The sequence below is a fragment of the Fodinicurvata halophila genome, from assembly GCF_042651425.1.
GTDB classification, from domain to species: Bacteria; Pseudomonadota; Alphaproteobacteria; order Kiloniellales; family DSM-21159; genus Fodinicurvata; species Fodinicurvata halophila.
On record NZ_JBHSCW010000003.1, the window covers coordinates 108,770 to 135,111 of the forward strand.

26 protein-coding genes and 1 tRNA gene are annotated in these 26,342 nt (G+C 61.9%); 18 read left to right on the forward strand and 9 right to left on the reverse strand.

Annotated elements, in window-relative coordinates; translation table 11 throughout:
* Positions 1 to 5 precede the first annotated feature (5 nt).
* The 3 genes from ACFOW6_RS05315 (at position 6) to ACFOW6_RS05325 (ending at position 4,058) form a co-directional block, all read left to right on the forward strand.
* Entirely contained in the window at positions 6 to 1,298 is a 1,293-nt protein-coding gene (locus ACFOW6_RS05315) for an adenylosuccinate synthase (protein ID WP_382421300.1), read from the forward strand.
* Between the two features lie 116 nt (positions 1,299 to 1,414).
* Complete coding sequence (locus ACFOW6_RS05320) at positions 1,415 to 3,496, forward strand: hypothetical protein (protein WP_382421301.1); 2,082 nt, start codon at positions 1,415 to 1,417, stop codon at positions 3,494 to 3,496.
* 13 nt (positions 3,497 to 3,509) lie between these two features.
* Positions 3,510 to 4,058 carry a hypothetical protein gene (locus ACFOW6_RS05325; protein WP_382421302.1) on the forward strand — a complete coding sequence of 183 codons (549 nt, stop codon included), beginning with the start codon at positions 3,510 to 3,512 and terminating at the stop codon, positions 4,056 to 4,058.
* A 49-nt stretch (positions 4,059 to 4,107) separates the two neighbouring features.
* Here ACFOW6_RS05325 and rpoH read toward each other — a convergent pair whose 3' ends face one another.
* Complete coding sequence (gene rpoH / locus ACFOW6_RS05330) at positions 4,108 to 5,004, reverse strand: RNA polymerase sigma factor RpoH (RefSeq protein ID WP_382421303.1); 897 nt, start codon at positions 5,002 to 5,004, stop codon at positions 4,108 to 4,110.
* A gap of 75 nt (positions 5,005 to 5,079) precedes the next feature.
* A complete protein-coding gene (locus ACFOW6_RS05335; protein ID WP_382421304.1) occupies positions 5,080 to 6,129 on the reverse strand; it encodes an RluA family pseudouridine synthase in 1,050 nt (349 codons plus the stop codon).
* 73 nt (positions 6,130 to 6,202) lie between these two features.
* On the opposite strand from ACFOW6_RS05335, the gene ACFOW6_RS05340 reads away from it, so the two are divergent.
* Positions 6,203 to 6,526, forward strand: coding sequence for a hypothetical protein (locus ACFOW6_RS05340; RefSeq protein ID WP_382421305.1), 324 nt, complete (start codon positions 6,203 to 6,205; stop codon positions 6,524 to 6,526).
* 82 nt (positions 6,527 to 6,608) lie between these two features.
* Positions 6,609 to 6,684 (forward strand) — tRNA-Glu (locus tag ACFOW6_RS05345).
* 181 nt (positions 6,685 to 6,865) lie between these two features.
* On the opposite strand, the gene ACFOW6_RS05350 is transcribed toward ACFOW6_RS05345, so the two are convergent.
* Both ACFOW6_RS05350 and ACFOW6_RS05355 read right to left on the reverse strand, forming a co-directional pair.
* Complete coding sequence (locus ACFOW6_RS05350; protein WP_382421306.1) at positions 6,866 to 8,587, reverse strand: hypothetical protein; 1,722 nt, start codon at positions 8,585 to 8,587, stop codon at positions 6,866 to 6,868.
* Positions 8,588 to 8,929: 342 nt separating this feature from the next.
* Positions 8,930 to 10,558 (reverse strand): hypothetical protein, encoded by a 1,629-nt coding sequence (locus ACFOW6_RS05355; protein ID WP_382421307.1) that lies wholly within the window; start codon positions 10,556 to 10,558, stop codon positions 8,930 to 8,932.
* 403 nt (positions 10,559 to 10,961) lie between these two features.
* On the opposite strand from ACFOW6_RS05355, the gene ACFOW6_RS05360 reads away from it, so the two are divergent.
* Entirely contained in the window at positions 10,962 to 11,558 is a 597-nt protein-coding gene (locus ACFOW6_RS05360) for a 2,4'-dihydroxyacetophenone dioxygenase family protein (RefSeq protein WP_382421308.1), read from the forward strand.
* On the opposite strand, the gene ACFOW6_RS05365 is transcribed toward ACFOW6_RS05360, so the two are convergent.
* Positions 11,555 to 12,217, reverse strand: coding sequence for a hypothetical protein (locus ACFOW6_RS05365; protein ID WP_382421309.1), 663 nt, complete (start codon positions 12,215 to 12,217; stop codon positions 11,555 to 11,557). The genes ACFOW6_RS05360 and ACFOW6_RS05365 overlap by 4 nt on opposite strands.
* Before the next feature lie 125 nt (positions 12,218 to 12,342).
* Here ACFOW6_RS05365 and ACFOW6_RS05370 point away from each other — a divergent pair, with 125 nt between their 5' ends.
* The 5 genes from ACFOW6_RS05370 to ACFOW6_RS05390 all read left to right on the forward strand — a co-directional run bounded on the left by ACFOW6_RS05370 (position 12,343) and on the right by ACFOW6_RS05390 (position 17,436).
* On the forward strand, positions 12,343 to 13,125 hold the full coding sequence (locus ACFOW6_RS05370; protein ID WP_382421310.1) for a LytTR family DNA-binding domain-containing protein: 783 nt from the start codon (positions 12,343 to 12,345) through the stop codon (positions 13,123 to 13,125).
* A gap of 311 nt (positions 13,126 to 13,436) precedes the next feature.
* Positions 13,437 to 14,360 (forward strand): glycine betaine ABC transporter substrate-binding protein OsmF, encoded by a 924-nt coding sequence (gene osmF, locus ACFOW6_RS05375; protein ID WP_382421311.1) that lies wholly within the window; start codon positions 13,437 to 13,439, stop codon positions 14,358 to 14,360.
* Between the two features lie 81 nt (positions 14,361 to 14,441).
* Entirely contained in the window at positions 14,442 to 15,605 is a 1,164-nt protein-coding gene (locus ACFOW6_RS05380) for an ABC transporter permease (protein WP_382421312.1), read from the forward strand.
* Entirely contained in the window at positions 15,602 to 16,681 is a 1,080-nt protein-coding gene (locus ACFOW6_RS05385; protein ID WP_382421313.1) for an ABC transporter ATP-binding protein, read from the forward strand. Before ACFOW6_RS05380 ends, ACFOW6_RS05385 begins: the two co-directional genes overlap by 4 nt.
* Positions 16,678 to 17,436 carry an ABC transporter permease gene (locus tag ACFOW6_RS05390; RefSeq protein ID WP_382421314.1) on the forward strand — a complete coding sequence of 253 codons (759 nt, stop codon included), beginning with the start codon at positions 16,678 to 16,680 and terminating at the stop codon, positions 17,434 to 17,436. The genes ACFOW6_RS05385 and ACFOW6_RS05390 overlap by 4 nt, the downstream gene beginning before the upstream one ends.
* 7 nt (positions 17,437 to 17,443) lie before the next feature.
* Here the strand turns inward: ACFOW6_RS05390 and ACFOW6_RS05395 are convergent, their stop codons facing one another.
* The 3 genes from ACFOW6_RS05395 to ACFOW6_RS05405 form a co-directional block, all read right to left on the reverse strand.
* Entirely contained in the window at positions 17,444 to 18,904 is a 1,461-nt protein-coding gene (locus ACFOW6_RS05395) for an alkaline phosphatase D family protein (RefSeq protein WP_382421315.1), read from the reverse strand.
* Between the two features lie 214 nt (positions 18,905 to 19,118).
* Complete coding sequence (locus ACFOW6_RS05400) at positions 19,119 to 19,730, reverse strand: YqaA family protein (RefSeq protein ID WP_382421316.1); 612 nt, start codon at positions 19,728 to 19,730, stop codon at positions 19,119 to 19,121.
* Positions 19,731 to 20,177, reverse strand: a complete 447-nt coding sequence (locus ACFOW6_RS05405; RefSeq protein WP_382421317.1) for a hemerythrin domain-containing protein — start codon at positions 20,175 to 20,177, stop codon at positions 19,731 to 19,733.
* Between the two features lie 189 nt (positions 20,178 to 20,366).
* Here ACFOW6_RS05405 and nthA point away from each other — a divergent pair, with 189 nt between their 5' ends.
* The 6 genes from nthA to ACFOW6_RS05435 all read left to right on the forward strand — a co-directional run bounded on the left by nthA (position 20,367) and on the right by ACFOW6_RS05435 (position 24,843).
* Positions 20,367 to 20,999: a nitrile hydratase subunit alpha gene (gene nthA / locus ACFOW6_RS05410; RefSeq protein WP_382421318.1), complete on the forward strand. Its 633-nt coding sequence runs from the start codon at positions 20,367 to 20,369 to the stop codon at positions 20,997 to 20,999.
* A complete protein-coding gene (nthB, locus tag ACFOW6_RS05415; protein ID WP_382421319.1) occupies positions 20,996 to 21,655 on the forward strand; it encodes a nitrile hydratase subunit beta in 660 nt (219 codons plus the stop codon). The genes nthA and nthB overlap by 4 nt, the downstream gene beginning before the upstream one ends.
* Complete coding sequence (locus ACFOW6_RS05420; RefSeq protein ID WP_382421320.1) at positions 21,645 to 22,001, forward strand: nitrile hydratase accessory protein; 357 nt, start codon at positions 21,645 to 21,647, stop codon at positions 21,999 to 22,001. The genes nthB and ACFOW6_RS05420 overlap by 11 nt, the downstream gene beginning before the upstream one ends.
* Before the next feature lie 205 nt (positions 22,002 to 22,206).
* A complete protein-coding gene (locus ACFOW6_RS05425) occupies positions 22,207 to 23,442 on the forward strand; it encodes a YeeE/YedE family protein (RefSeq protein WP_382421321.1) in 1,236 nt (411 codons plus the stop codon).
* Positions 23,443 to 23,517: 75 nt separating this feature from the next.
* On the forward strand, positions 23,518 to 24,039 hold the full coding sequence (locus tag ACFOW6_RS05430; protein WP_382421322.1) for a gamma-glutamylcyclotransferase family protein: 522 nt from the start codon (positions 23,518 to 23,520) through the stop codon (positions 24,037 to 24,039).
* Between the two features lie 87 nt (positions 24,040 to 24,126).
* Positions 24,127 to 24,843 carry an SDR family NAD(P)-dependent oxidoreductase gene (locus ACFOW6_RS05435; protein WP_382421323.1) on the forward strand — a complete coding sequence of 239 codons (717 nt, stop codon included), beginning with the start codon at positions 24,127 to 24,129 and terminating at the stop codon, positions 24,841 to 24,843.
* An 8-nt stretch (positions 24,844 to 24,851) separates the two neighbouring features.
* Here ACFOW6_RS05435 and ACFOW6_RS05440 read toward each other — a convergent pair whose 3' ends face one another.
* Positions 24,852 to 25,727, reverse strand: coding sequence for an aminotransferase class IV (locus ACFOW6_RS05440; RefSeq protein ID WP_382421324.1), 876 nt, complete (start codon positions 25,725 to 25,727; stop codon positions 24,852 to 24,854).
* Positions 25,728 to 25,829: 102 nt separating this feature from the next.
* On the opposite strand from ACFOW6_RS05440, the gene ACFOW6_RS05445 reads away from it, so the two are divergent.
* A complete protein-coding gene (locus tag ACFOW6_RS05445) occupies positions 25,830 to 26,327 on the forward strand; it encodes a hypothetical protein (protein ID WP_382421325.1) in 498 nt (165 codons plus the stop codon).
* Positions 26,328 to 26,342 lie beyond the last annotated feature (15 nt).

Here is a 26,342-nt window from a genome sequence, read left to right on the forward strand (position 1 = left end):
GTTTCATGGCCAATGTGGTGGTTGTCGGCTCGCAGTGGGGCGACGAGGGCAAGGGCAAGATCGTCGACTGGCTGAGCGAACGCGCCGATGTGGTGGTGCGCTTCCAAGGCGGTCACAACGCGGGTCATACGCTGGTGATCGACGATGTCACCTACAAGCTGTCCCTGCTGCCTTCGGGGGTGGTGCGTCCCGAGAAGCTGTCCATAATCGGCAATGGTGTCGTGGTCGATCCCTGGGCCCTGATCGAGGAAATCGATCGACTGCAGGCGCAGGGCGTGCGGATTTCCCCCGACAACCTGCGTGTTGCCGACAACGCGGCCCTGATCCTGCCACTGCACGGTCGGGTTGACCGTGCCCGGGAAAGCGCACGCGGCGGCAAGGCCATCGGAACCACCGGCCGCGGAATCGGGCCGGCCTACGAGGACAAGGTCGGTCGCCGTGCCGTGCGCCTCTGTGACCTGGCGGATTTCGACCTTCTGGCTGAACGCGTGGATGCCCTTCTGGTGCATCATAATGCCTTGCTACGCGGCCTGGGCGAGCAGGAAATGGAACGCGACTCCCTGATTGCCGAACTGCAGGAGATCGCGCCGAAGATCCTGCCCTTTGCGGCACGCGTGTGGGCCACCCTGGACGCTGCGCGCCGGCAGGGGCGGCGGATCCTCTTCGAGGGTGCGCAGGGCGCCATGCTGGACGTGGATCACGGCACCTATCCCTATGTGACCTCCTCCAATACCGTGGGCGGACAGGCCGCGGCGGGCTCCGGTACCGGGCCCCATGCCATTGACATGGTGCTCGGTATCACCAAGGCCTACACGACCCGTGTCGGTGCGGGCCCTTTCCCAACGGAACTGGATGACGAGATCGGCCGCAGACTGGGTGAGAAGGGCCGGGAATTCGGCACGGTCACAGGACGCCAGCGTCGCTGTGGCTGGTTCGATGCCGTTCTGGTGCGCCAGACCATCAAGACGGGGGGTATCGACGGCATTGCGCTGACGAAGCTGGATGTGCTCGATGGCCTGGAGGAACTCAAGGTCTGTGTGGGCTATGACATCGAGGGGGCTCGCTACGACCATCTGCCTTCCCAGTCGCGTCTGCAGGACCGTGCCCGCCCGGTCTATGAGACTTTCGAGGGATGGCAGGAGAGCACCCAGGGAGCACGCTCCTGGGCCGATTTGCCGGCAACGGCGGTGAAATACATCCGCCGCATAGAAGAGTTGATCGAGGCTCCGGTAACGTTGCTCTCCACCAGTCCGTCGCGCGAAGACACCATCGTGATGCGCGATCCCTACGCCGGCTGAAGGTCGAGGGGAAGGGTAAACCCGGACCGCCGTTAACGCTTCGTTATCTCTATTCCGGTAAGCAGGGAGGACTCGTGACGAGCCTTCCCAACCCCTGACAGCGGTTATAACCGGTTATGAGCGAGGCAACTGCCAGAACGCGCAAGGAAAAGACCCCTTCTGCCGAAGCGGCTTGGGGGACTCGAGCTGCGCCGGTGGCCTTGGGCAAGAACTGGGAGATCGATCCCCGCCAGCCACTGCCGCATCTGAATCAGCCGCACGCGCGGGCCTTCGCCGCCAAGGACAAGCGATTTCTCAGTTCCGGCAAGGGAGACAGCTATTACGCGCTGGTCTGCGAGGAATTCCTCTCTCCCCGGCTGGACCCGTTGCGTCTGCTCAAGGGCGAGGACCTGGACTACCTCATGCAGCCGGTTACCTTCGGGCTGGTGGAGTGGGGCAATCAGGAAGGCCAGCACCGGCCGGCGGTGATTTTCGGAGTGCCCGGTGGTCCGCGTATCCAGGAAGCCCCGGATGCAACCTTCAAGCCCTTCAGCGAGGATTCCCTTGTCCGCAAGGTCGTGCAGCCGATGGTGCCGCTGCTGGAGCGGATGGCCGAACGTGGGATCACGCATCGCTCGATCCGGGCAAGCAATCTGTTCTGGCGCGACGCTGCCCAGAACAGCGTCCTGCTGGGCGAGTGCACAACGGCACCCCCCGGGTTGGACCAGCCGGATGTATATGAGACGATAGAGGGGATCCTGGCCCGGCCGTCGGGACGTGGCCCCGGCACCTTGGGTGACGATCTCTATGCCTTTGGAATCATGCTGGTTTTCCTGCTGAACGGAAAGAACCCGGTGCAGGGCATGACTCGGCAGGCGATGGTCGAATCCAAGATCTCCCAGGGGACCTATGCCACGGTGGTCCGGAACCTGCGCACTTCCCTGCCGATCATGGAGCTCCTGCGCGGCCTGCTGTGCGACGACCCGCGGGAACGCTGGGTGCTGGAGAATCTTTCGATCTGGGCCAATGGCCGCCATCTCAGTCCCAAGCAGCCCAGCCTGCCGCATCGCGGCGCGCGCCCATTTATCTATAGGGAGACCAAGTACTGGAACCTCCGGTCGCTCAGTGCGGCGATCGGCCAGGACTGGACTGCGGCCCAGACAGAAGTGGATGCCCAGGAAATCGCCGTGTGGATACGCCGCAGCCTGGGGGACGAGACTCTTTCGGAAAAGCTGCTCGAGACCACCGGGCAGGCCAAGAAGGGGGCCTTCGGGGGAGGCTCGGAGGCACTGTCCGATCGCGCCTTGAGTCGATTGTTGATGGTCATGGACCCGGCTGCACCGATCCGATACCGCGAGCTCTCGCTGGAGCCCGATGGACTGCCCCAGGCTCTGGCCATCGACTTCGAGACACCCGGGTTCCAGGAACTGATCACTGAACTGATAATGCGGCGTTTGCCGCAGAGCTGGTTGGAGGTGCAGCCGCACGCTCTGGCAGAGCACAACGCACTGCAACGAACCTTCGAGGACCTTTACAACTACATCTCACGCCCCCAGCAGGGCTATGGCATCGAGCGCTGTCTCTATCAGTTCAATCCGGGCTGGCCCTGTCTCAGCTCGTTGGTGCGCGAGGCCTACGTCACGGATGTCCGGCGCCTGCTGCCGGCGCTCGAAGCGCGGGCCGCCGGCGCCCAGGAGGTCGAGCCGATGGACCGCCACATTGCGGCCTTTGCCTGCTCCCAGCTTGGAGACATTCCCGATCGCACGATCCTGGCTCTGGGGGACACCAGCAGCGAAGCGGCCCGCATCAGCGGCGTGGTGCTGTTTCTGGCTGAGGTGGCACAGAGGACCGAGAACCACCACCTGCCGAAACTGGCCACCTGGCTGGCGTCTTACCTCAAGCCCTTCGTGGACTCCTTTCACAGCCGGCAGCTGCGCGACGAACTTCAGCGCGCCATTGATTCGGCAGTGAAGGCGGGCAGCCTTCCGGACTTGGCCCGTGCGGTGGGCAACCATGAGCGGCGGGAGAAGGATGAGCGCGGGTTTGATTTCGCTCGCCGTGAGTACCAGGCCCTGGAGCGCGAGTGCCAGGCTCTGGAAGGCGGCAAGCTGACCGACAATGTCTTCGTCTCGGCGCGGGCGCGGTCCGCGTCAGCCGTGGTTGCGGGCCTGGCCTCCGGTGTCGGCCTGCTGTTCATGACCCTATTGCATGTGACCTGAGGACTTGCCAACGATGGCTGCGCGCACGAACAAGGCAACCGCGGACAGGCTCGCATCCCCCCAGGGACAGGGCCGGAAAGACAAGGGGGGTATCAGCTGGATGCGGATATCCGCCGGCGTAATGCTGGGCATTCCGGCGCTTGTCATCCTTTTCCCGACCTTCATCGTGCTCTGTGTCACCATGCTGCCCAGCCTGGTGGCCTTCATTGCCGATCGCCAGCCGGACCGGCACACTGCCATGACGGTTTCCCTGCTGAATTTCTGCGGCGCCCTTCCGGCCCTGGTGAAACTCTGGGCCATGGGGCAAAGCCTGTCGGCAGCCGTGATACTGATCAGCGACCTGATGGTCTGGCTGACCGCTTACGGGGCCGCAGCCACCGGCTGGTTGATCCTCATGCTGGCAATGCCGCTGTGCTTCACCTATTACAGCTTGCTCACCCAGTCGCGCCTGAAGCAATACCGCCAGCGCCAGGAAAAGCTGGTTCAGGAATGGGGGCAGGATGTCACCGGCCTGACCGTCACCGATGAGGATCCGGACAAGAAAACGGCGGGCCGAAGCTGACGCTCCGCCCCGCCGTTGATCTGGCAATGCGCCTTGGCTGTCAGAGGCTTCAGTTTGCCGCGAGTTTCTCGTCGAGGGCCGCGTTCTTGATCGACTTCTGCAGCTTCTCGAAGGCGCGAACCTCGATCTGGCGCACACGTTCGCGACTGATGCCATACTCCTGGCTCAGTTCCTCGAGGGTGGTGGGGTCTTCCTTCAGGCGGCGTTCCTGCAGGATATGCTTCTCGCGATCGTTCAGGTGGTCCATGGCACCGGCCAGAAGCTGACGGCGCTTGTCCATCTCCTGCTGCTCGCCGAGGATGGTCTCTTGGTCTTCCGTTTCATCCGTCAGCCAGTCCTGCCATTCGCCCTCGCCATCGACGCGCAGCGGCGCGTTCAGCGAGTGGTCCGGACTGGCCAGGCGCCGGTTCATGTTGACGACGTCCTGTTCGGGCACGCTGAGCTTCTCGGAGATGTGCGAGACCTGGTCGGGGTTCATGTCCCCGTCCTCGATCGCCTGCATCTGCCCCTTGAGCTTGCGCAGGTTGAAGAACAGCTTCTTCTGCGCAGCGGTCGTGCCCATCTTCACCAGCGACCAGGAATGCAGGATGTACTCCTGGATGGCGGCGCGAATCCACCACATGGCATAGGTGGCCAGGCGGAAGCCGCGTTCCGGATCGAAGCGCTTGACCGCCTGCATCATTCCGACGTTGCCCTCGGAGATCAGCTCCGAAATCGGCAGGCCATAGCCACGATAGCCCATGGCAATTTTAGCCACCAGCCGAAGGTGGCTGGTCACCAGCTTGTGGGCGGCTTCCGTATCTTCGCGATCCTGCCAGCGCTTGGCCAGCATGTATTCCTCGTCCGCATCCAGCATGGGGAACTTGCGGATTTCCTGCAAATAGCGCGTCAGATTGCTGTCGCTCGTCAGTGCGGGCAACTTGGAAGCAGATGGTAAACCTGTCATCTCCACGACTCCTTTCCGGCCACTTCTCTGTGTAACAGGCCGGCGTAAAACCATACCAATATGGTCATGATTATTTTATAAGCGTTCCAAACTCTTGATCAAGTTTTTTAGATCACAGGGCAGGTTTGTCGTAAATTCAACCCATTCTCCAGTGCTCGGGTGGGTGAACCCCAGGGATCTTGCATGCAGCGCCTGGCGTCCAAAGGTCTTCAGAGTTTCGGCCACCGCCTCGGGCAGCCGTTTGGCGATGGCGGGATGGCGGCGGCCATAGAGTGGGTCGCCCACCAGGGGGTGGCCGGCATGAGCCATGTGGACGCGGATCTGGTGCGTGCGCCCCGTGTCGAGGCGGCAGGCCAGCTGACTGACCGCCTCTCCGCCATAGCGATGGAGGGTCCGGTAACGGGTCCGGGCTGGCTTGCCGCCGTAGCGGACCACGGCCATCTTCTTGCGGTTGGCCGGGCTGCGCCCGATGTTGCCGTCAATCTCTCCCTCCAGCGGTTTCAAGCCGCCCCAGGCCAGGGCAATGTAGTCACGCGAGATCTCGCGCCCGGAAAATTGCTGCACGAGGGCCGTATAGGCGGCCTCGCTCTTGGCCGTGACCATGACTCCGCTCGTGTCCTTGTCCAGCCGGTGCACGAGGCCGCAACGCTCGGTGCCGCCCACCGCCAGCAACTCGCTGCCGCAATGAGCCAGCAGGGCATTGACCAGGGTATGGTCCGGATTTCCCGCAGCCGGATGGACCACCAGGCCCGCCGGTTTGTTCAGTACCAGCACCTCTTCGTCTTCGTGCAGGATCTCGAGATCCAGGGGCTGGGCCTCTGGTATCTGCTCTACAGTCTCGGGAATCTCTATGGCGAAAGTTTGGCCGGATTTGACCCGCAGGGAGGGGTTCACTATCGTTTGTGCGCCTTCCCGCACGGCCCCTTTTGAAATGAGGGTCTGCAGGCGGTTGCGCGAGAGATCGGTCAATTTCCGGGCGAGCAGGCGATCCAGCCGCTGACCCCCGTCTTCAGGCTGGACCGTGATCTCGCAATGTCCGGCCGCTGGGGGAAAGGCAGGCTGGGCTTCTTCGCTCAGCGTCTCCTTGCTGTCCGGTTCTGTGTGCTGGTGAGATCGACGGGGCACGGGCAAGCGGCTTTGATGGTTTCGCGTGACAGGAGGCAGTCACGCCCTCGATTATTCCGGAGAATATCTATTCATGCACGCATTAAAGGCACTGGTGATCGGAATGGGTATCCTGATCATCATTGGTATGGGACTGGTGATCTGGGGCTTTGCGCGCCAGGCCACGCAACTGGCGGAGAAGAGCGAGAATGGCCCCTCCGCCGAAAGCCCTTTTTTCGAGACCAGCGTCAACTTGCCGGCGGGGTGCGAACTGGACAGTGTGAAGGGCGACGGGCAGGGCAGCCTGTTGCTTACGCTGCAGGGACGCGACGGGCCGCAGGCCGCCTGCCGCCAGATCATCCTGCTGGACACCGCCAGCGGCGAGGTGCGCGGGCGTATCCAGCTGGGCAGCGAATAGCGGAATTTTTGCCGAAACCTGTTTGAAAGCGGTTGCTGAGCCGGGCTGGATTCTGTATATCCTCGCTCCCGGCCTTGACTGCGTCCCCTTCGTCTAGAGGCCTAGGACACCGCCCTCTCACGGCGGCAACAGGGGTTCGAATCCCCTAGGGGACGCCAATCTTCTCTAAGGCGTTGATTCTACTGGAAAAAATAGGGCTCTTCCCTAGTAACGGTCCAACCTGTCAAGGCGGGCGCAGCTATGCCCTGGAAAGCTGCGGAAGTGCCTGGTGGTAGGCCGAGAATGCACGGCCTTTCCGCGCGCCCAAGTGAACCATATCCGCTGTCTTGTTTCCGAAGGTTACGGCCCCCGAAGTGTCAGCGTCGCAAGGATCATGTTCTGCTCGTAACTGAATGACGATGGAATGTTGGAGTCCTTGTCGAGATAGCTGTAGCGCACGCCGACGGTCGCCCAGTCCGTCGCCCGATAGCGAACACCGGCACTGGCGTGCCAGGTTTCATCCTCACGCTCGAGGTCGAAGTTCGTGCGCACGCTAGGATTGTCATAGTTGTAAGTGCGATAGCCGCCTCCAGCGAACAAGGTCAGCTTGTCGAGCGGCCGTATACGGCCATCCAGGCCAACGCCCCAACCATGGTTTTCCGCGGACGCACCTTCGGTCTGTTCCCGGGACAGGGAAACGTAGGGCGACACCTGCGCGCCCTCTGCCAGCTCTGGAAACCGTAAGGTTTGCGAAAGAACGCCGCGGTGCAAGAGACCGTCGCGGTCTTCTTCAGGCACTGTCTCGAACATGAAGTCCCGATGCGACAGCGTATAGCTTAACGACGTCTCGCTCCAATCCGTCTGTTGCCAGTGAACCCCGACTTCTGCGCGCGTGGTGAAGACGTAGCTGTCGCCATCGATGTTGCCGTATTCGGCCCCGACCCCAGCCGAGACTTGCCACGATTCGTCCAGATCATGTTCGACCCTAAGGCCCAGATCGGTGAACACCTCGTTGAGCCCTTCACGCTCGGCATGCAGCCTACTATCAACATTGCCGTATGCGACGACACGGGTCGTCTGATTGCCGAACAGCACGCCCCAGCCGCTGAAAGCCGGCTCGAATAAGTAGTCGGCTTTGTCCGCCGCCGACCCTGGCGCGCTGTCAGAGCGCAAAGCAACGTTGTCGTTGTAGCCAGCATTCAGGGAGGCGCTGAACCCCCAGGAGCCCGTCCCCCTCGAAGGGTACGGCCGCGCGATCCGGTCGTAGCTATCCAGCAGTTCGCGGTCCCTTGCGAGAGATCGCCCACGGGCGATTTCCTCCTCGGCCTCCTGTTGGCGATCCGCCAGTTTTAACGCGCCAGCGCGCACCGCGCGCACGCGGGCTTCAAGTTCCGGCGCCAGCTTTTCCGCTTCATCCAGCAAGGGCAGCGCCTCGTTCACTCTCTCCAGGCGGATTAGCGCGGTCGCTTGTCCGAGCCGGTTGCGGCCGCTATCGGGTCCTTGCCGCAATTGATCGAGCGCCGCGCCAGGCTTGTTGACGCCCAGCAGCGCATCCCCGAGCGCCTGTCGGACCACAGGCTTGTCGCGACCGTGTTCGATCGCGAGCCGCAAGGCGCCGACCGCTTGTCCGTAATCCTCGACACTCAGCTGCGCGGCACCCAGCAGTTGCCACAGGCGCCCGTCGTCCGGATTGGCTTCGGTGAGCTGGTCCAGTTCATCGATTGCATCCTGCGGATCACGGCCCAGCAATGTTGCGAGTTCGCCATAGGGGGGTGTTTGCGCCCGTTGCCGACCGCCAACGCGAGCCGGGTCGGCCGACGCCAACTGAATGCCGAGTGTAGCCTGTGCCCGTTGATCGTTCTGTCGAGCGCCCTGGGTGCTTGGCACGGCATCGGCCGCAAGCTGAGCCGACTGTACCGTCGCCAGATAGAGTTGACGCAATTCGGCCCGGATCGCCGAAACGTTTGGGTCCGCGCCGGTCGGCCCGCGCTCTTCCCATCGGTCCATGTCAGGGAAACGGCTGAACTGATCGGCCCGGTTCTGGTTGAAGGTCAGCCGCCCCAGGTTCGGACTCTCAAGCAAGGCCCGTGTGGCCGGGGGCTGATCAGATATTTCGGGTGGCAGCTGACCCTGTGCAGGGGACGCAACAGCGACCATGAATCCGACCGTGGCGATACTGATGGTTCCGCCTAATGATGGACTCGAACCAGAAAACAAACCGAAACCACGGAATTCCCCACGGTCATTCCTTTTCGCTGCACTCGCCAAAAGCACCCCCGCACGTATTGTCTGTCATAGGTGGACTTCGATGGTTGGCCGCGACCTCACTTTAGAATGCCCTCCGGCCCACTCGGAACCGGAGGGCGAGATGGCACAGCGATCGATGAGAATTACGGACGACCCTGGTTGACAGCCCGTCATGGATCAGTTGCCGCGATGCGGATCGATGTAGCCGGGGTTCCAGACCGACAGCGGCAACGGCATGGCCGATTGCTGCATGGACCCAGGCCGAACCGGCATCGTGGTCTTGTCCAGTTGGTTTAGGATATTCCACGGCAAGTCAAAATTAACCTTCTCACCGTCCCCTGGGTTGGCCGGCATGGTCGTCCGCGAGTGGCTGCTCGCACGCTTAACCTCTTCCTGCAGTTCTTCCGGGTCTGCACTCGACCCACAGCTTGAGAGCCCGGGTCGGCACGGCAAGGTATCGCCGTCATCCTTGGCGGTCTTGTTTTCTTCCTCCTGGCCATCTTCGGAGCTTGATTCTGAATTTGATTCGGACTCAGAACTACTTTCCTCATTGTCATTATTGGAGCTAGACTCCGAATTTGATGCGGACTCCGAATTGCCTTCGTTCCTGCCCTCTTGATCGGACTCTGAATCGTTGTCGTTACTGTTCTCTCCAACGGCTTCGTCTGCCCCAAACTCCATGGTCTCTTCGTTCTCGTCGCTACCGCCCGTTTGATCTGATCCGGAACCGGAATTTTCCGACCATGTAATCTTTAATTCACCGGCCCCATCGATATGCCAGTCGCCGTCGGATCCCGTAACGGCATCGAGATCGTCTTTTTCGACTGTTTGGACGACATGCCCTTCATGCCCCTCGTCGTCGTATATAATAATGTGATCGCCCATCTCTCGTGCCGGAATACCATCGCTTCCGTCGCCCTGCATGCGGCCGGATTCGGACGCCGACGGGGCCTTCACGCCGGCCAGACTGCCGAAGATTCCGCCGTAGCCGGCGCCGATGCGGCTGCCGTCCTGCTGGCCGAGGCCTGGCACGGCTCCGTACGCGCCAAGTTCACCTGTTGGATTTCCGGCTTCAGCCATCGGGCCTGAGGGGAGAACCTGATTGGCAAGCCGCCCCACAACCTCGGCCCCGTAAATGTCGGGTCCAACACCGGGATAAGCACCCAAGCCCAGTTCGATTCCGTCGGTGGCACCCGCTGTGCCTGTCTCATTGATATCCGCGTCGCTACCCGGGGTCGGCTTGGCCTTGGGCACGGCCACGTCGAATGTGGCATCACCTTCATCCCCGGCAGCGGTATCATCCTGGTTCTTCTTGTCTTCGTCATTGTCTGAAGAGCTGTCGTCACTCGCTGCATCGCGAGCGGCCTCCGAGCCGTCTTTGCCGCTCAGATAGGCTTCGGTGACGGCGTCCTTGATTTCCTCACGGGCACGCTCTTCCTGGCGTTCCTGGATCGAGCCGTCACCCCGGCTCTCCTGGTCGGCCCGGTTCTGCTGGCGCGTGTTGCTTTCCTGCCGCTCGTCCAACCCTTCCTTGGCGTCACGGGCGTAATCGGAAGCCGCATCCGAGGACAATTCGTCAACGAGACTCTCTTCAACCGTATCGCCATCCTCCGCCGTGACCGGAGCTGTCCCGACGCTCATCAAGGCGACGACTGACGCGATCGTGATCGCGGTGCGCAGGGCACGTTGCGGTCGCGTAAGCGCCGAACTCGTCCGCAGGATCTCACTTTGTGGAGTTACAGTGGCGCATCGGCGATCACCGCGCTGCGCCAGATTGGCATTTGGAAAGCCCGTCGTCCGCATCATCGCGATCCTCCCATACGGCTCCTGTGCCGTTTTGGGTGGTCAGCCAGCTGTATATTCTACAGCCGACAATGTTATTGTGCTTATGAAACAATGCGCTGTCAAATGCACTAAAATTCAATGTATATAAGCGACAGAATGGCCTGCCGCATGGGTTTGGAAACGTCGGATGGCTGGCACATCAGCGCCCAGTTATTCAGCTTGCCGATGGTATGAGGGGGCTGGTGCGGATACGTCCTGGGCAGAGGCGCTAAGGCGAGGAGAACTTCCGCTCTTCGGGCTAAATGGCGCTTCCCGCAGTGGAGGAGTTCTTCCTGAGATAATGATTCCCGTTTTTTGGCAACGGTTGTGGCAATAATTCAGCAGCAGGGAGCGTGGCACACTCTTGCCTAAGATGGTGGGCTGGATGGTATTACGCTTGGCCATGAAGCCGTCCACCAAGGCGGAGCTCAAGGGAGATGGAGAGATGAACGAAAGCAGCGGCAAGCGAGACAGTCGCAAGATTGCCTATCAGCGGCCCCAACCCACGGCGATGCCGCCGGACATCTTCGTGCAGGGTGCCCTCGAGTTGGACGGCGATGACGAAGCCTGGGTTCCGCAGGCCGATGGCGTCTGGTTCCGTCCCCTTATCCTGTCGGTGAGCCAGGGCTATTACGTGAACCTGCTCCGTGTGCGCCAGTCCGGAATCCTGTCCCGGCATCGGCATACGGGTCCCGTTCATGCCTTTACCTTGCGGGGCGAATGGCACTACCTGGAGCACGACTGGGTCGCCCGGGAAGGGGACTATGCCTTCGAGCCACCGGGAGAGACGCACACGCTGGTCGTCCCCGAGGGAGTCGAGGAAATGGTGACCCTGTTTCACGTTACGGGCGGCTACACCTACGTCGACCCCGAGGGCAACGCGCTCGACTACGAGGACGTCTTCACCAAGCTGGACAACGCCATCCGGCATTACGAGTCCATCGGACTGGGTCGTGCATATGCGGACAATTTCATTCGTTAGGCGCGCATGCGTTGCTTCCGGTCTGGGGCCCGGTGCGGGCGCAGCAGGCGGACGTTCCACCATACGATCAACGGCGTGATCAGGGCAGTGGGACCCAGCCAGCCGACGAGTTGCGGCAGGAAGGTCAGATTGACGACCACCGCAGCCGTGATGGTGGCGATGCTGCCGCCCAGCATGCGCGTCAAGTGGCGGGCGATCCGCGCCTTGCCAGTGATCGGCCCCTTGCGCCAGTCGCGGAGATCGGAGATTGCCATGCTGAGCCCGATGGCTGCGAACACCAGGAGAATGATCGAGCGGTCTTTCCCAACGGAGTCGAGAAGCCCAGCCAGTCCCCAGCCCGCCATGGCCAGGGCGGTTACGGCCATGAGGAAGGCAGCGGACACGTCGATCGCTCGTGCGCGCCCGTCACGCTGTTTCGCCGAGCGCCATCCCGTAAACACGAAATAGAAGCTGAAGATCCCGATGCCCAGCAGGAAGGCATTGGGCCGCAACATCACCAGTCCCAGGGTGGTGATTGTCACGACCAGCATCGCCAGAACATAGACGTTTCCCGATCGCCGATGAAGCGGCGAGCCCTTGGCCGCAGCGACGGCCACGCCGGCTGCGCCGAGGGCCACAAACCCCGCGAGAATATGAGGTGCAAGCAGCAGTTCGATCATGTCATCATCTCCCTTCCAGATCCTGTCTTCGGGGCCGTTCGCGCCGTGATGACAAGGAAATGCGGGGGAAGCGCTGCGCGGCTCAAGGAAAGTTGCGGGAACGTCCGGGGAAATACGTCAACGCCATGCTCGATGCATTCACGAAGCGCGAACGGACTGCCCGGCAGTGTGCCCGGTTGGCGGCCCCTGTCGTGGTGGGCCTGCTCCTGGGGCTGCTCGGCCCGTTCGGGACCTATGAGTTGCTTCCACTCCTGCCACGCCTGGCCTATTGGCTGTCGGTGGTTTCCCTGAACTGGCTGCTGTGCGATCTGGCGATCCGCTATAGCGCGACACGGGTATCTGCCGAGACACGCTGGGGCTCTCTGCTGGTTCCTCTGGGCGGCAGTTTCCTGGTTTCTCTACCCGCCACCGGCGTGGTTCACATGGCCAACACCCTGGCGGGCATGGAGCGCTCCGCCAGCCTGCTGGCCCTGTACTGGAAGGTGCTGCTGCTCTGCGCTGTGATCTCGGTGGCGGCCTATGCCTGGGCAAATCGCCGGCGTGACGACGAACAGACTGTTTCCCCGGAGGCCGAGGGGGATGCGGCTGGCGAGGGCCTGTCCCTGTTCCTCGAGCGTTTGCCGGGCCCCTTGCCGGGCAGGCTGGTGTGCCTCGAAATGCAGGACCATTATCTTGCCGTGCACACGACCGGCGGCTCCGAACTGATCCTCTGCCGCATGGAAGACGCGGCACGGGAACTGCAAGGCCTGGGCCAGCGGGTGCACCGCTCGTGGTGGGTCGCCCAGGATGCGGTCGTCGGGACGGAGCGCGAGGGCCAGCGGCAGTTTCTCCAGCTCAGGGACGGCCGCAGCGTTCCGGTCGGTCGAACCTACCGCGCGCGACTGAAACAGGCCGGCTTGCTGAGCTGATCTGTGATCCGGCGCTCCGGCAGAACTCTCTGAAGATTGGCAGCGGCGAAGGTTGGCAGCGGCGGATGTCATTGCACAATGGGTTCACGGAGCTGACATACTGAACAGCTTGGCGCAGCCATCCATAGGGGTCCAAGGAGTCGTCCCCGGATTTTTTCGGGGAATGCTCTGGTTTTGACCGGGGCTCTGTGGCTAGACTGGAAGGGAAGTTAGAGAGCGCCATTTGTGGCACCATGTGCCGGGGAACGGTTGCGTGTTGGCCCGCGAATGGCAAAACCCTTCTCCGGACAAGTAAAACAGGGAGAATCCGGATGACCTTCAAGACGTTCAAGACAGCCCTCTTCGCCGCGGCCCTGAGTGCGGGCTTCGCGACCTCTGCCGCCGCCCAGGACAGTGTCGCGGTGGCTTCCAAGATCGACACCGAAGGCGAACTGCTGGGCAACATGATCCGGGTTCTGCTCGAGGACGCGGGCATTGAGGTCGAGAACAGGATCCAGCTGGGGCCCACCAACGTGATGCGCGAGGCGATCACCTCCGGCGAGATCGATATCTATCCCGAATACACCGGCAACGGTGCCTTCTTCTTCGGAATGGAAGACAGTGATGTCTGGAACAATGCGGATGAGGCCTATGAAACGGTCAGCCGCTTGGACCGCGAGGAGAACGGAATTGTCTGGCTGCAGCCGGCTCCGGCCAACAACACCTGGGCCATTGCCGTGCGCCGTGATCTTGCGGAGGCAGAAGGTCTGTCTTCGATGGAGGATTTCGGCGAGTGGGTGTCCGAAGGAGGTGAGGTGAAGCTGGCTGCCTCGGCCGAATTCGTGACAACACCCAATGCCTTGCCGGCGTTCCAGGAAACCTATGGCTTTGAGCTGGAGGGCGACCAGATCCTGGAGCTCTCCGGCGGCAACACCGCCACCACGATCCGGGCGGCAGCCGAGGGCATGAACGACGCCAATGCCGCCATGGCCTATGGCACCGATGGTGCGCTGGCTGCGGTGGGGCTTGTCGTCATGGAGGACACCAAGGGGGTGCAGTTCGTCTATGAGCCCACTCCCATCGTCCGGGAAGAAGTCCTTGAGGCTCATCCGGAAATCGAGGATATCCTGAACCCGGTTTTCGAATCCCTGACCCTGGAGACGCTGCAGGGCCTGAATTCCCAGATTGCCGTCGACGGTCTCGATGCCCAGCAGGTGGCGCGCGATTATCTTGTGGAGAACGGTTTCCTCGATTGATGAGCGATACGGCGGGGGCGCCGTGTTCCGGATAATGCGAGTGTTCGCCTCATTTGCAGAGCAGGGCGCCCCTTACGTTCCATGAAACCAAACCGCGTCATTGTAACCCTGCTGGTTCTGGCTCTGGCTGCGACCCTGCTGTTGCCGTTTGTCAACATGGCGCCCAACCGGTTGGTTTCGGGGGAGCCCTACAGCTTCTGGGCGGCGCTGACGGGCGGGCAGTTGGCCCTGGCAGGCGGATTGCTGGCACTCGTGGCCCTGATGGCCGTGTACTGGCACCGATGGCCCGGGATGTTCGGGCATGTCGCACTCGTTGCCTGTCTGCTCCTCCTGCTGCTGGTGGTTTATGCGGCCGGAAACTTTGCCGCGCGCAACCTGGAAGATGCCGCTCCGGCGGTTCGTGTCTCTCTCAGCAGTGCCTTCTGGGTGCAGGTCTTCTGCCTCTGTCTCATGATGATCGACGTGCTTCAGCGCATGACGCGGTCGGTCTTCACGCAGGTGTTCTTCGCACTGTTTGCCTTTGCGGCGCTGGTGCTCCTGTTTCTCAGCGGGGCACTGGACCAGCTCTCCATCATGCGCGAGTACGCCAATCGGAGAGAGGCCTTTGCCGGGGCGCTGGGAGAACATATGATGCTGGTGTTCTCGGCGCTGGGGCCAGCACTCGTGATCGGCGTGCCCCTGGGCCTGTTGGGCTTGCGCCGATTGCGCCTGCGCAGCAGTCTGTTCAGTACGCTGAACGTCTTCCAGACCATACCCAGCATCGCGCTCTTCGGCCTGCTTGTGGCTCCGTTATCCTCGCTCGGCGAGGCCGTTCCCCTGTTTCGCGAACTGGGGGTGCGCGGGATCGGTTCCACACCCGCCATCATTGCGCTGGTGCTCTATGCCCTTCTGCCGATCGCACGCAACACCTACGCCGGCTTCGCCCAGGTCCCGCCCGCCGCGATCGAGGCCGCCCAGGGCATGGGCATGACACCGCGCCAGATTCTCTGGCGGGTGGAGGTCCCGCTGGCTCTTCCTGTACTGTTGTCCGGCTTGCGCATCGTCGTGGTCCAGTCCATCGGCCTGGCCGTGGTGGCGGCACTGATCGGGGCAGGCGGGCTGGGAACCTTCGTGTTCAATGGACTGGGACAGTACGCCATAGATCTCGTACTTCTGGGAGCGATTCCCACTATAATACTGGCCGTTCTGGCCGATTGCCTGCTTCAGCTTCTCGTTTCGCTCAGCCGACGGAAAGGTGCCACATGATCGAGCTCGACCAGGTTACCAAGACCTATGACGGAAAGAACGTTGTCGACTCCGTTACGCTGTCCGTGGGCAAGGGAGATCTCTGTGTCCTGATCGGCCCCTCCGGCAGCGGCAAGTCGACCACGCTCAAGATGATCAACCGCCTGATACCGCTTTCATCGGGCACGATACGCATCGAAGGTCAGGATATCGCGTCGGTGCGTGCAGAAGAATTGCGCCGGCGGATCGGTTACGCGATCCAGTCCATCGGGCTGTTTCCTCACTGGACGGTCGAGCAGAACATTGCCGTCGTGCCGCGCCTGCTCAAGTGGTCATCGTCGCAGGTCCGGCAGCGTGTCGAGGAGCTTCTCGACCTGTTTCATCTCGACGCTTCGGAGTTCCGCCACAAGTATCCCCACCAGCTGTCCGGCGGCCAGGCTCAGCGGGTCGGCGTGGCGCGCGCCCTTGCCGCGGACCCGGAGGTGCTGCTGATGGATGAACCCTTTGGCGCTCTGGACCCCATCACCCGTGATTCCCTGCAGGAAGAGATGCGGCGTGTCCACGAGGAAACCGGCAAGACCATCGTCTTCGTGACGCACGATATGGACGAGGCCCTGAAGCTGGCTTCACGCATCGCGATCATGGACGAGGGACGACTGGTTCAGGTTGGCACGCCGCGGGAGATACTCAATACTCCGGCCAACGATTTCGTCCTGAACTTCGTCGGACAGTCGGATCTCGGCCTCAAGATGCTGGCCTGCGAGTCGGTGGAGACGCGGCTTGAGCCAGCTCCTTCCGCGTTGCGCAATGATCCACTCGAGAGCATCCGCAACCACTTTGGAACGTCGGATCACCTGTGGCTCCTTTCGCCGGAAGGACAGATAGAGGGTCTGCTGACGGAAGCGCCAACAGGCGACGATGACCTGGACAGGAGCCTGCGGCCGCTCGGTAGGGAAAGCCATGCCACGCCGGACATGAGTCTGAAGGAGGCCTTGTCCCACATGGTCTGGCGCAAGACCGACTGGCTGCCGGTCGTGGATGCCGAAGGGCGCCTGACCGGCGAAGTCGGGCTCAACAACGTGGTGGAGCGGCCGTGATAGGCATCGGCAGTCTGCCTGCGAGAGCGCCCCGGCTGGGGATCCTGCCCTGGCTCACGTTGGTATTTATCCTGCTGACCCTCTTCATGGGGCAGGCGGGACCGCTTTTCGACTGGCTGTTTCCAGGTATCGACAAGCCGGTCTACACCCGTCACAGCTTTCCCGACCTGGTGCTGGATCATATTTTCCTCGTCACGGCCTCCAGCCTGATTTCGGTGATTGTCGGGGTGAGCGCAGGGGTTTTCGCCACGCGGCCCGTGGGGGAGGAATTCAAGCCGGTCATTTCGGCCATCAGTGCCATCGGGCAAACCTTTCCCCCTGCCGCCGTGCTGGCCGTGGTGGCTCCTTTGGCAGGGTTCGGCTTCAAGCCCGCTCTGGTGGCACTTGCGCTCTATGGCCTCCTGCCCATCGTGCAGAATACCATGGCCGGCCTGGAGACGGTTCCTTCGGCAACCCTGGAGGCAGCTCGTGGCATGGGCCTGTCGAAGCGGGAAATACTGACACGTGTCGAACTGCCGTTGGCCATGCGGGTGATCACCGCAGGGATCCGTGTCTCGGTCATCGTGAATATCGGTACGGCCACCATTGCCTCCACGGTCGGCGCGCGCAGTCTGGGCACGCCGATCATCTCGGGTCTTGTCAGCCAGAATGTCGCCTTTGTGCTGCAGGGGGCCATCCTGGTCGCCCTGCTGGCCATCGTGACGGACCTGGTCTTCGAAAGGCTTGAGCGTTTCTTCTCCGTGGAGCGGACCTGAGGCGAGGTTACTTCAGCTCCACCCAGGCACTGATGCCGGACTCCTCGGCGTGCCAGCGCGCCCGGGGACCGGCATTTGCCGGAAGGTCGAGTTCCAGCCAGTTGCGTTCGGCCAGATAGCGCCGCCCAAAGCCGGGAATGGGCTGCATGCGGGTGCGTATGCCTCGTGCCGAGGGACGAAGGATCAGGCTGAGCAGGGAAAGCGCGGACGCGAAGGCCCGGGGCGGGGGTGGATGCACAATTCCCGAAGAAATAAGCTGGTGGATCAGGTGCCGCTCATTGTGAGCGCGCCCGAAGGCACCCAGGTGGATTTCCCCGGAGGTCACCAGGATACGTGCCTCGTTGCGCTTGGCGTAGGCAAAAAGCTGATTCATCATGCGTGTCCATTCGCGTCTGTGAGCGAAGGACTGCCACTGATCGCGCAAGTCGTCCTGATAGCCCTGCTGGCGCGGGAACCAGACCATCAGGCGTTCGACCGGGGTGAGATCCAGGTTCAACAGCGGTACGCTGGACAGCAGGATCAGTGTCCGACAGCCATTGAGGTGGTCGAGGGCAGCTTCCAGGCCCTGCCATGCGCTACGGGACATGACCTGGCTGGTCGTACGGGTGCTGCGCAGGTCGGGGGCCAGCAGACCGACATCCCCGATCCTGTAGACCCAGCCGAGATGGCTCAGACTCTTGCTGAAGAAGCCGTTGTGATGGGGATCGGCTTCCCCTTCGGGCGCCAGGCCGAGCTGGAAGATCCGGAATGCCCGTCGTGCACCGTCGTAGACGCTCCTGTAAGGTTCACTGGCCTGCCATTCCGGCGGGTGTGATCCCCAGCCGTCGAAAATATCGTGGTCGTCCCACATCATCAGGGAGGGGATGCTGGCCAGCAGGGGCGCAAGCTCGTGCTGGGACCAGAGTTTGACGTAACGCTCGAAATAATAGTCGCGGATAGCGGAAACGGTTTCCCGCGCAACGCCCGGCCCCTTGGTGTCGGGCTTCTGGCCGTCCACGCGCCGTGCCAGTTCCGGCACCCTGTCCCATACGGGGTCGGCGTAGAGTTGATCGCCACCCTGAAGCAGCAGGTGGAAGGCCGTGACGCGGTGGGCATCCTGGAGCCGGTTCCAGAGCCGGTTCCGATTCTCTTCCGGGTAATCGAGATTCCCGGTTTCTGAACCGTTGCAGGCCGTAAAGGCGAGATGCAGGCCGCTCTCGGTGCCCGGGATACAGACCGTCCAGCTTTCCTCACCGATGCCGTAGTGTGCGCTATGATCCTCTGCCAGGCGCGGGAATTCGAGATCGTAACACCAGATGGCGAGGCCCAGCCTCGTGTCGAGGTGCTTGGCAGGAACCACGCCACTCTGAATTTGTACCGGCGGCGGCTGCATTTCCTCGCTCAGGCCGATAAGGGCACGAACCCGCCAGTGGGTGCTGTCTGCGCCTCGAAAGTAAAGAACGGGACCGAAGTGGCTCTCAAGCGGCATGGTAACGGATGCCCCGAATCATTGACTGGAGTTTGAGAGAGGGGGAGGCAAAAGCACAGCCCCGGGCACCGGGACCGTTCCACAGGACAGGTATGCCTAGCATCGGGTATTTTCTATTCCGCGTTAAGTCTTTCAGATATATAGATCGTTCGCAAACAGCGACAGGGCGTTTCTTGTGGGCATCTTGGGTCATGGAACTGTGGCCGACCGCCTCTCATCCCGAGAGCACCAGGAAAAGGGTAATTGCAAGAGCAAGCAGTATCATGCCCAGGAGCAGCGTGCGTTTACGGATTTGCCACCTCTGCAGCAGGCCCTCCACGCGCCGGCCGAAAATCACGACCAGGAGGGCGAGCCCGAAATAGCGCAAGCCGCGGGCAAGAGCCGCAGCAAGCAGGAAGAGCGGCAGGGAGTAGCCACTGGCGCCGGCAGTCAGCATGGCGATCTGGAACGGTACCGGACTGACACCCACCAGAAGTATGGCGACGAAACCGTTCTCGTTGAATTCCATCTGGAAGGTGGCCGCGGCCTGTTGCCAGCCGAAACGCTCGATCAGCCAGCTGCCCAGTGTGTCGTAGGCCGCCATGCCCACCAGGTAGCCGCAGAGTGCGCCAAGCAGGCACCCCAGCGTTACCAGGGCCGCGATCCACCAGATGCGATTGCGGTTGGCGAGCATGTAGGGGACCAGGATCAGTTCCAGCGGAACGGCAAGAATCGTGCTTTCCAGGAAGGAGAGGCCACCCATGGCAACAGGGGAGTGGCGCGAGCTCAGGAATCTTTCCAGCCAACGACGATCTTTTCCTTCCTCGGTGCCGGCGGCTTCTTTCATTCAGCCGTGAGCGCTCAGGCCGCCCTTGACCTGGCCGATCCGTGTGCCCAGCGCTCTGGCCTCCTGGCTGGAGAAGACCTTGCGGGCGAGCGGAAAAATATCCTCCTCCTCTTCCTCGAGGTGGTGCAGGATGTCGTGTTCGAGTTCGCCAAAGCGGTCCCACCAATTGTCGCTGCCGGGGCGCATGTCGCCCATCTGCTCCAGCACTTTCTTGTGTTCGCCATGTTCCTGCAGGGCATGCATGCCTTCATGTCGAGCATCTCTGTTATCGAGCAGGGCATGGAAGAAGGTGCGCTCCTCCGCTTCATGGTGATGCAGGAGGAGGGCCTTGAGCTCTTCGAAAACCTTCTCCTGCTGCGTGCGGTCCTCTTCTTCCACACCACGAAGACGATGGATCAGGTGTCGTATCTCCTGGTGATCCTGCTCAATGGCTTCAAAGATATCCAAGGCTTTCTCCTGAAGCAGAGTCTTCGGTCCGATCCTGGTGCCCGAGGGGGCGGTGGGCGGTCGGGCGTGCCTTTTACAGATAGGTAGCGCCTTCAGGAGCGGCAAGCTGCTCCATCTCTGTCAAAAATGGGCAAAGAATTTTGAACGGATGCGGCTTTCACGTCTAGAATGCCCGGTAGGGAGAATTCCATGACCCAGGACAGTCATTCGCACGATCACCCGCACAGTCTCTTGCCTTCGGATCCGGAACTGAGGGTCAAGACGCTGGAATCCCTGCTTGTGGACAAGGGGTTGGTCGACCCTGCGGCGCTTGAGGCCTTTATCCAGGTCTACAGCGAGGAAGTCGGTCCCATGAACGGGGCACGCGTGGTGGCGCGGGCGTGGAGCGATCCGGACTATCGCGCGCGCCTGCTGGCAGACGGCACGGCAGCCATCGGAGAGCTGGGCTACGGTGGGCGTCAGGGCGAGCATCTCAAGGTCGTGGAGAACACGCCCGAACTCCATAACGTCGTCGTCTGCACGCTCTGCTCCTGCTATCCGTGGGCCGTCCTCGGGCTGCCGCCAGCCTGGTACAAGTCCTCGGCTTACCGGGCGCGCGTGGTCCGCGAACCGCGCTCTGTACTGCGAGAGTTCGGCCTGGACCTGTCGGAGGAGGTCGAAGTGCGTGTCTGGGACAGCACCTCGGAGATGCGCTATCTCGTCCTGCCACAGCGTCCGGAAGGCAGTGAGAGCCTATCGGAAGAGGCGCTGGCCCAACTGGTGACACGGGATTCCATGATTGGTGTCTCCAAGGTTCTTGAACCGGGGAGGGGAGATCAATGAACGGTGTTCACGACATGGGCGGGATGCATGGCTTCGGCCCCATCCCCATCGAGGAAGACGAACCGATCTTCCATGAAGACTGGGAGGCAAGGGCCTTGGCCATGACCCTGGCGTTGGCCGGATGGCAACGCTGGAACCTGGACCGCTCGCGCTATGCCAGGGAAGCACTGCCGCCGGCTGACTATCTCTCCATGTCGTATTACGAACGCTGGGTTGCCGCCTTGGTGGATCTGGCGGTGGAGAACGGCCTGCTTTCCGGCGAAGAACTTCGCCAGGGCCGTGCGGCCCTGGATGCAGAACGATCAGATCCGCCCGTCACGGCCGATCGGGTGCGGGCAATCCTGTCCCGGGGCGTGCCCACGGCACGGGAGGTATCCGCAGTCCCCCGGTTCTCGGTGGGGGATGCTGTCCGCACCCGGAATATCCATCCTGCCGGTCATACCCGCCTGCCGCGCTATGCGCGTGACAAGTGCGGCGAAGTGGCCCTGCATCACGGGGCCCATGTGTTTGCTGACGCCCATGCAATGGGGCAGGGCGAACAGCCGCAGCATCTCTACACGGTTCGCTTCTCGGCGCGTGAGCTCTGGGGTGATGAAGCATCGCCGAAGGATTCCGTCCATATCGACCTTTGGGAGCCCCACCTCGATGCGCGATGAGGATCGTTGGGACCAGCACGGCGAAGCGCATCCTCCACCCTTTGACTATCCCTGGCAGGCCCAGGCCTTTGCCCTGGCGATCAGTCTACAGGAGACTGGACATTTCTCCCGGATGGAATGGAGCGACGCCCTTGGGCGCGCCATAGCCAGGGACGAAGCCTGCAACGGCCCGGACACGACAGGCGCACGTTACTATGACTGCTGGCTTGCGGCCCTGGAGGAGTTGCTTCAGATCAAGGGTCTGACGGCACCCGATGCGCTCCGGCTGCGCCGGCGAGAGTGGGAAGAGGCCTATCTGAGCACGCCGCATGGGCACCCTGTCGAGTTGCCTCCCTCATCGAAATAAACCATTTTCCAAGTGTATTATGTTGCTCAGGCGCGTTCCTTGTAACGCCTTGAAATAAGATAATTCCTCTCTGCCCTTGCGAAATGCGCAAGGCTGATAAGCATTCATACTGCGACTAAGTACCGTGAAATTTCTTGATCACCGAAAAAATATGCGCAATTATCGCGTTAATATTATATTTCACAGTTACTAAAGAGTATTTGCCATGAGCAACATCACTCTGGATGGCGCGAAAGGCTTTGCTGCGCCACTGCGTGCCACGGATTTGCGCATCGTCACCTCGGGGCTGGCCCTGCTGCTCCTGGGGGCGATCTTCCTGAGCGAAGTGGTCAATGGGCGCCAGGCTTGGCTGTTCCTGGTGGGTGGCGGCCTGGGGCTGGTGCTCTATCATGCTCTTTTCGGCTTCACTTCGGCCTTTCGCGTGTTCTTCTCGGATCGTCGTGGGGCGGGGTTGCGCGCCCAGATGATCATGCTGGCGCTGGCCTGCGCCCTGTTCTTCCCGGCACTGGCATCCGGAGAGCTGTTTGGTCGCGAGGTCTCCGGCTTCGTGGCTCCAGTCGGGATCTCAGTCGTCATCGGCGCCTTTCTCTTCGGGTTGGGGATGCAACTCGGCGGGGGCTGCGCTTCCGGAACGCTCTTTACCGTGGGGGGCGGCAGCACTCGCATGGTCATAACCCTGTTCGGGTTCATCGCCGGGTCCGTCCTGGGCGCCTATCATCTGCCCTGGTGGCAGGAACAGCCGGCATTCCAGCCGGTCTCCCTGGTGGACAGCTTCGGCTGGCTGCCGGCTCTGTTCGCGAACCTGGCGGTTTTCGGCATGATCTATCTGGGCACCATCTGGCTGGAGAGGCGCCGGCACGGCAGGTTGCTAGAGGGCGTGGACAGCCAGACACAGGGCTGCCGGCGCTTCCTGCGCGGGCCCTGGCCGCTTGTCTGGGGCGCACTCGCTCTCGCCGTGCTGAACTTCATCACTCTGGCACTGGCCGGACGGCCGTGGGGAGTCACATCGGCCTTCGCACTCTGGGGCAGCAAGGCCCTGGGGGCGGGGGGCATGGATGTAGCCTCCTGGGGCTATTGGTCCAGTCCCGCTCGTGCCGCGTCGCTGGAGCAGACGGTTTTTGCCGACATCACCAGCGTGATGAACTTCGGCATCATCATCGGTGCTTTCCTGGCCGCCGGTCTGGCGGGCAAGTTCGCGCCGGTCTGGAAGCTGCCGCGGCGATCCGTTATGGCGGCAATCATCGGCGGCCTGCTACTGGGCTATGGCGCCCGCCTGGCGTTCGGTTGCAACATCGGTGCCTATTTCAGTGGCATTGCCTCGGGCAGTCTCCATGGCTGGGTCTGGATCGTGGCGGCATTGGCCGGCAACTGGCTGGGAACCCGGCTGCGTCCCTGGTTCGGCCTGGCGGTCGAGAGAACACCGCAGAAGAGCGCCTGCTGAGTTCTCCGCTTAGCCGGGTTACGGCCAATGCCATAGACCGTGACCCGGTGCTGGGACCGGCATAGTCTGTTCGCCATGAGCTTCCTCTATTTCGCCTACGGCTCGAACATGCTGACCACGCGTCTTCAGGCGCGCTGCCCATCGGCCCGACCTCTCGGTCGTGCCGTTGTACAAGGCTGGTGCGTGGACTTCGTGAAGCCGGGGCGTGACGGTTCGGCAAAAGCCGGGCTGCTTCCCGACAGCGAGGGTGAGGCCCACGGCGTTCTTTTCGGTATTGCAAGGGCGGACCTGCCCGCCCTGGACCGTGCGGAGGCGGCCGGAAAGGGCTACGACAGAGCCGATTCCTTCGTGGTCTTCTCTCTGGCGGAGGACGGCGATGTTCCGGTGGTGACCTATCTGCCCCGGCAGACGCGCAAGGATCTGCTGCCTTATGACTGGTATCACCGTTTGTGCCTGGAAGGCGCGCGTCAGCACGATCTTCCGCTCGTTTGGCTCGCAAAACTGGAAGCTGTCGCGACACAGACCGATCCGAACCCGAAACGGGCGGCTCGTCTGCACGCATTGGAAGCCCTGCGGCTTTACCAGGTTGCCCCTTGAGTGGATTGTGCTGTCCTTTTCCGAGGGTGGCCTTGTCTTTCCGTCAAAGGCTTACAGTTCCTTCCTTGGTATCAGGGAGAAGCTTGCATGGCGGAACAGCTGGACTCCTTTCCCGAGGGGGGATCGGCCCTCGTTCTGGGGGCGTCGGGAGGTATTGGCCGGGCGGTCGCCCACGGGCTCGTCGGCTCGGGGTGCTTCGCGCGTGTATTCGAAGCCTCCCGAAGCGGCACTCCAAGGGTCGACCTCGAGGATGAAGAGAGCATCCAGGCGCTGGCAACGGAAATCTCAGATAGCGAGTTTGCCTTGCGCCTGGTCCTCGATGCGACCGGATTCCTGCACGACGAGCGGTTTCGCCCGGAACGAAGCTGGCGACACCTGGAGACAGCGCACCTGGAGAAATCGTTTTGCGTCAATGCCATAGGGCCGGCACTTCTCATGAAGCATCTGCTGCCACTGTTTCCACGCCGTGGCAAAGCCGTGTTCGCGACGCTGTCGGCTCGAGTGGGCAGCATTGGGGACAACGGCTATGGCGGCTGGTATGCCTATCGTGCCTCGAAAGCCGCACTGAATCAGCTGGTGAGAACGGCCTCGATCGAGTTGTCACGTAGATGTCCGGACGCGATTTGCGTTGCCGTGCATCCAGGTACAGTGGAAACCCCGCTTACAGCTCCCTACTCCAAGCAGGGTCTCAACGTGCGTAGCCCGGAACAGGCGGCAACCCAGCTGATCAGCGTTCTGGACGGACTGAGCGCTGCGCAGAGCGGAACCTTTCTGGACTACCGAGGTGAGGTGCTACCCTGGTAAAGGAGCCATCAGACCTCGCTGCTGTAGGTCGGGTCTTCGTGCAATGCCCAATAGGCGCGTGTCAGGCGCTCCGTGATCGGGCCGGGAACGCCCTGGCCCACCGGTCGGGAATCGATCCGGCTGACCGGCATGATACCGCCGGCGGTGCTGCTGATGAAAACCTCGTCCGCAGTGCGCAGTTCATCGGCGGGCAGGGGGCGTTCGGCAATCTCCAGGCCCTCGCTTTCCGCAAGCTCCAGCGTGGTACGGCGGGTGATCCCTTGGAGCATGCCGCTGGCCGGCGTGGCCAGGCGCTGGCCGTGGATGGCGAAGACATTGAAGCCGGGGCCCTCGACGACATTGTCCTCTCCATCCACCAGGACGGTGGTTTCCGCCTCGCGCTCATAGGCATCGAAGAGACCGCGAACGAAGTCCAGCCAGTGGTAGTTCTTGATGACCGGGTTGACGGATTTCGGGTTGATCCGCTCCACGGGACTGATGGCCAGGTGCAGGCCACGGCCGCGCTGCTCCTCGTTCGCCAGCCAGATAAAAGGAACCGCAAAGGCATAGAACTGGTTCCGGCAGGTCCTGAGGTCGCGGGAGCCGGGAGCGGGCAGGCCGCGCGTACAGATCATCTCCACGTAAGCGTCCTGCAGGCCACTGCGCCGTACGCATTCCTTCAGGATCTCACGGATGCCATCCCTGTCGTGGGGACAGCTCAGGTGCAGTCCGGCCATGCTCTCTTCGAAGCGTGTCAGATGGTCTTCCAGCCGGAAGAAGCGCCCCTTCCAGAGATGCACCACGTCATAGGTGGCATCGGAATGCAGGAAGCCCCAGTCCTGAATGGGAATACCGGCCTCTTCCACCGGCAGGTAGCGCTGTTGTACAAAGGCGATCCCTGTCATGCTTTAAGCCTTCTTAAATCGTTATTCGTCATTCTGAGCCATTAATCCCTTTTATAAGGTTCTCATCGGTTTTCCGGAACTTTCGTCATCCTCGAGGAAAACATGCAGGCGCACCTGTCGTATGGCACGCTCGTAGCAATAGAGGCCGTTCCTATCACGACCCCGCAGACTTCGCAGAACATCGATTTCGTCACACGGGTTAATCGCCTGCTTGAGGAACAATCCCCATCGGCATTCCGGGCGGCGATTCCCTTTGAATTCAAGGACCTTATAGTAAACCTTATCCTCTACAGCCAACACGGGGATAATGATTTTCATCTGCGCGTCGTGGGCAATCGAATTGGAAGGCTCATGGCGGTGGAGTCCACGGGCAAAACCGCATCCCAGGTGTTTGCCGCGTGGCCAGAGTTTCGCGACCTGTTTCTGCACTGTGCATACAAGGTGACGGCTCAGGGGTGCATCAGTGGGCTGCGTGGCACGCTGCACTACAGCGAACGCTCCCCGGAGGGCTTCGAAACGATCAGCGTTCCGGTTCCCGACGATGCAAGTTCAAAGTTCCTCGCACTCTGCAATGTCTGTGTGACAGGGCAGAGCACCTAAGTTCTCTCATAGTTG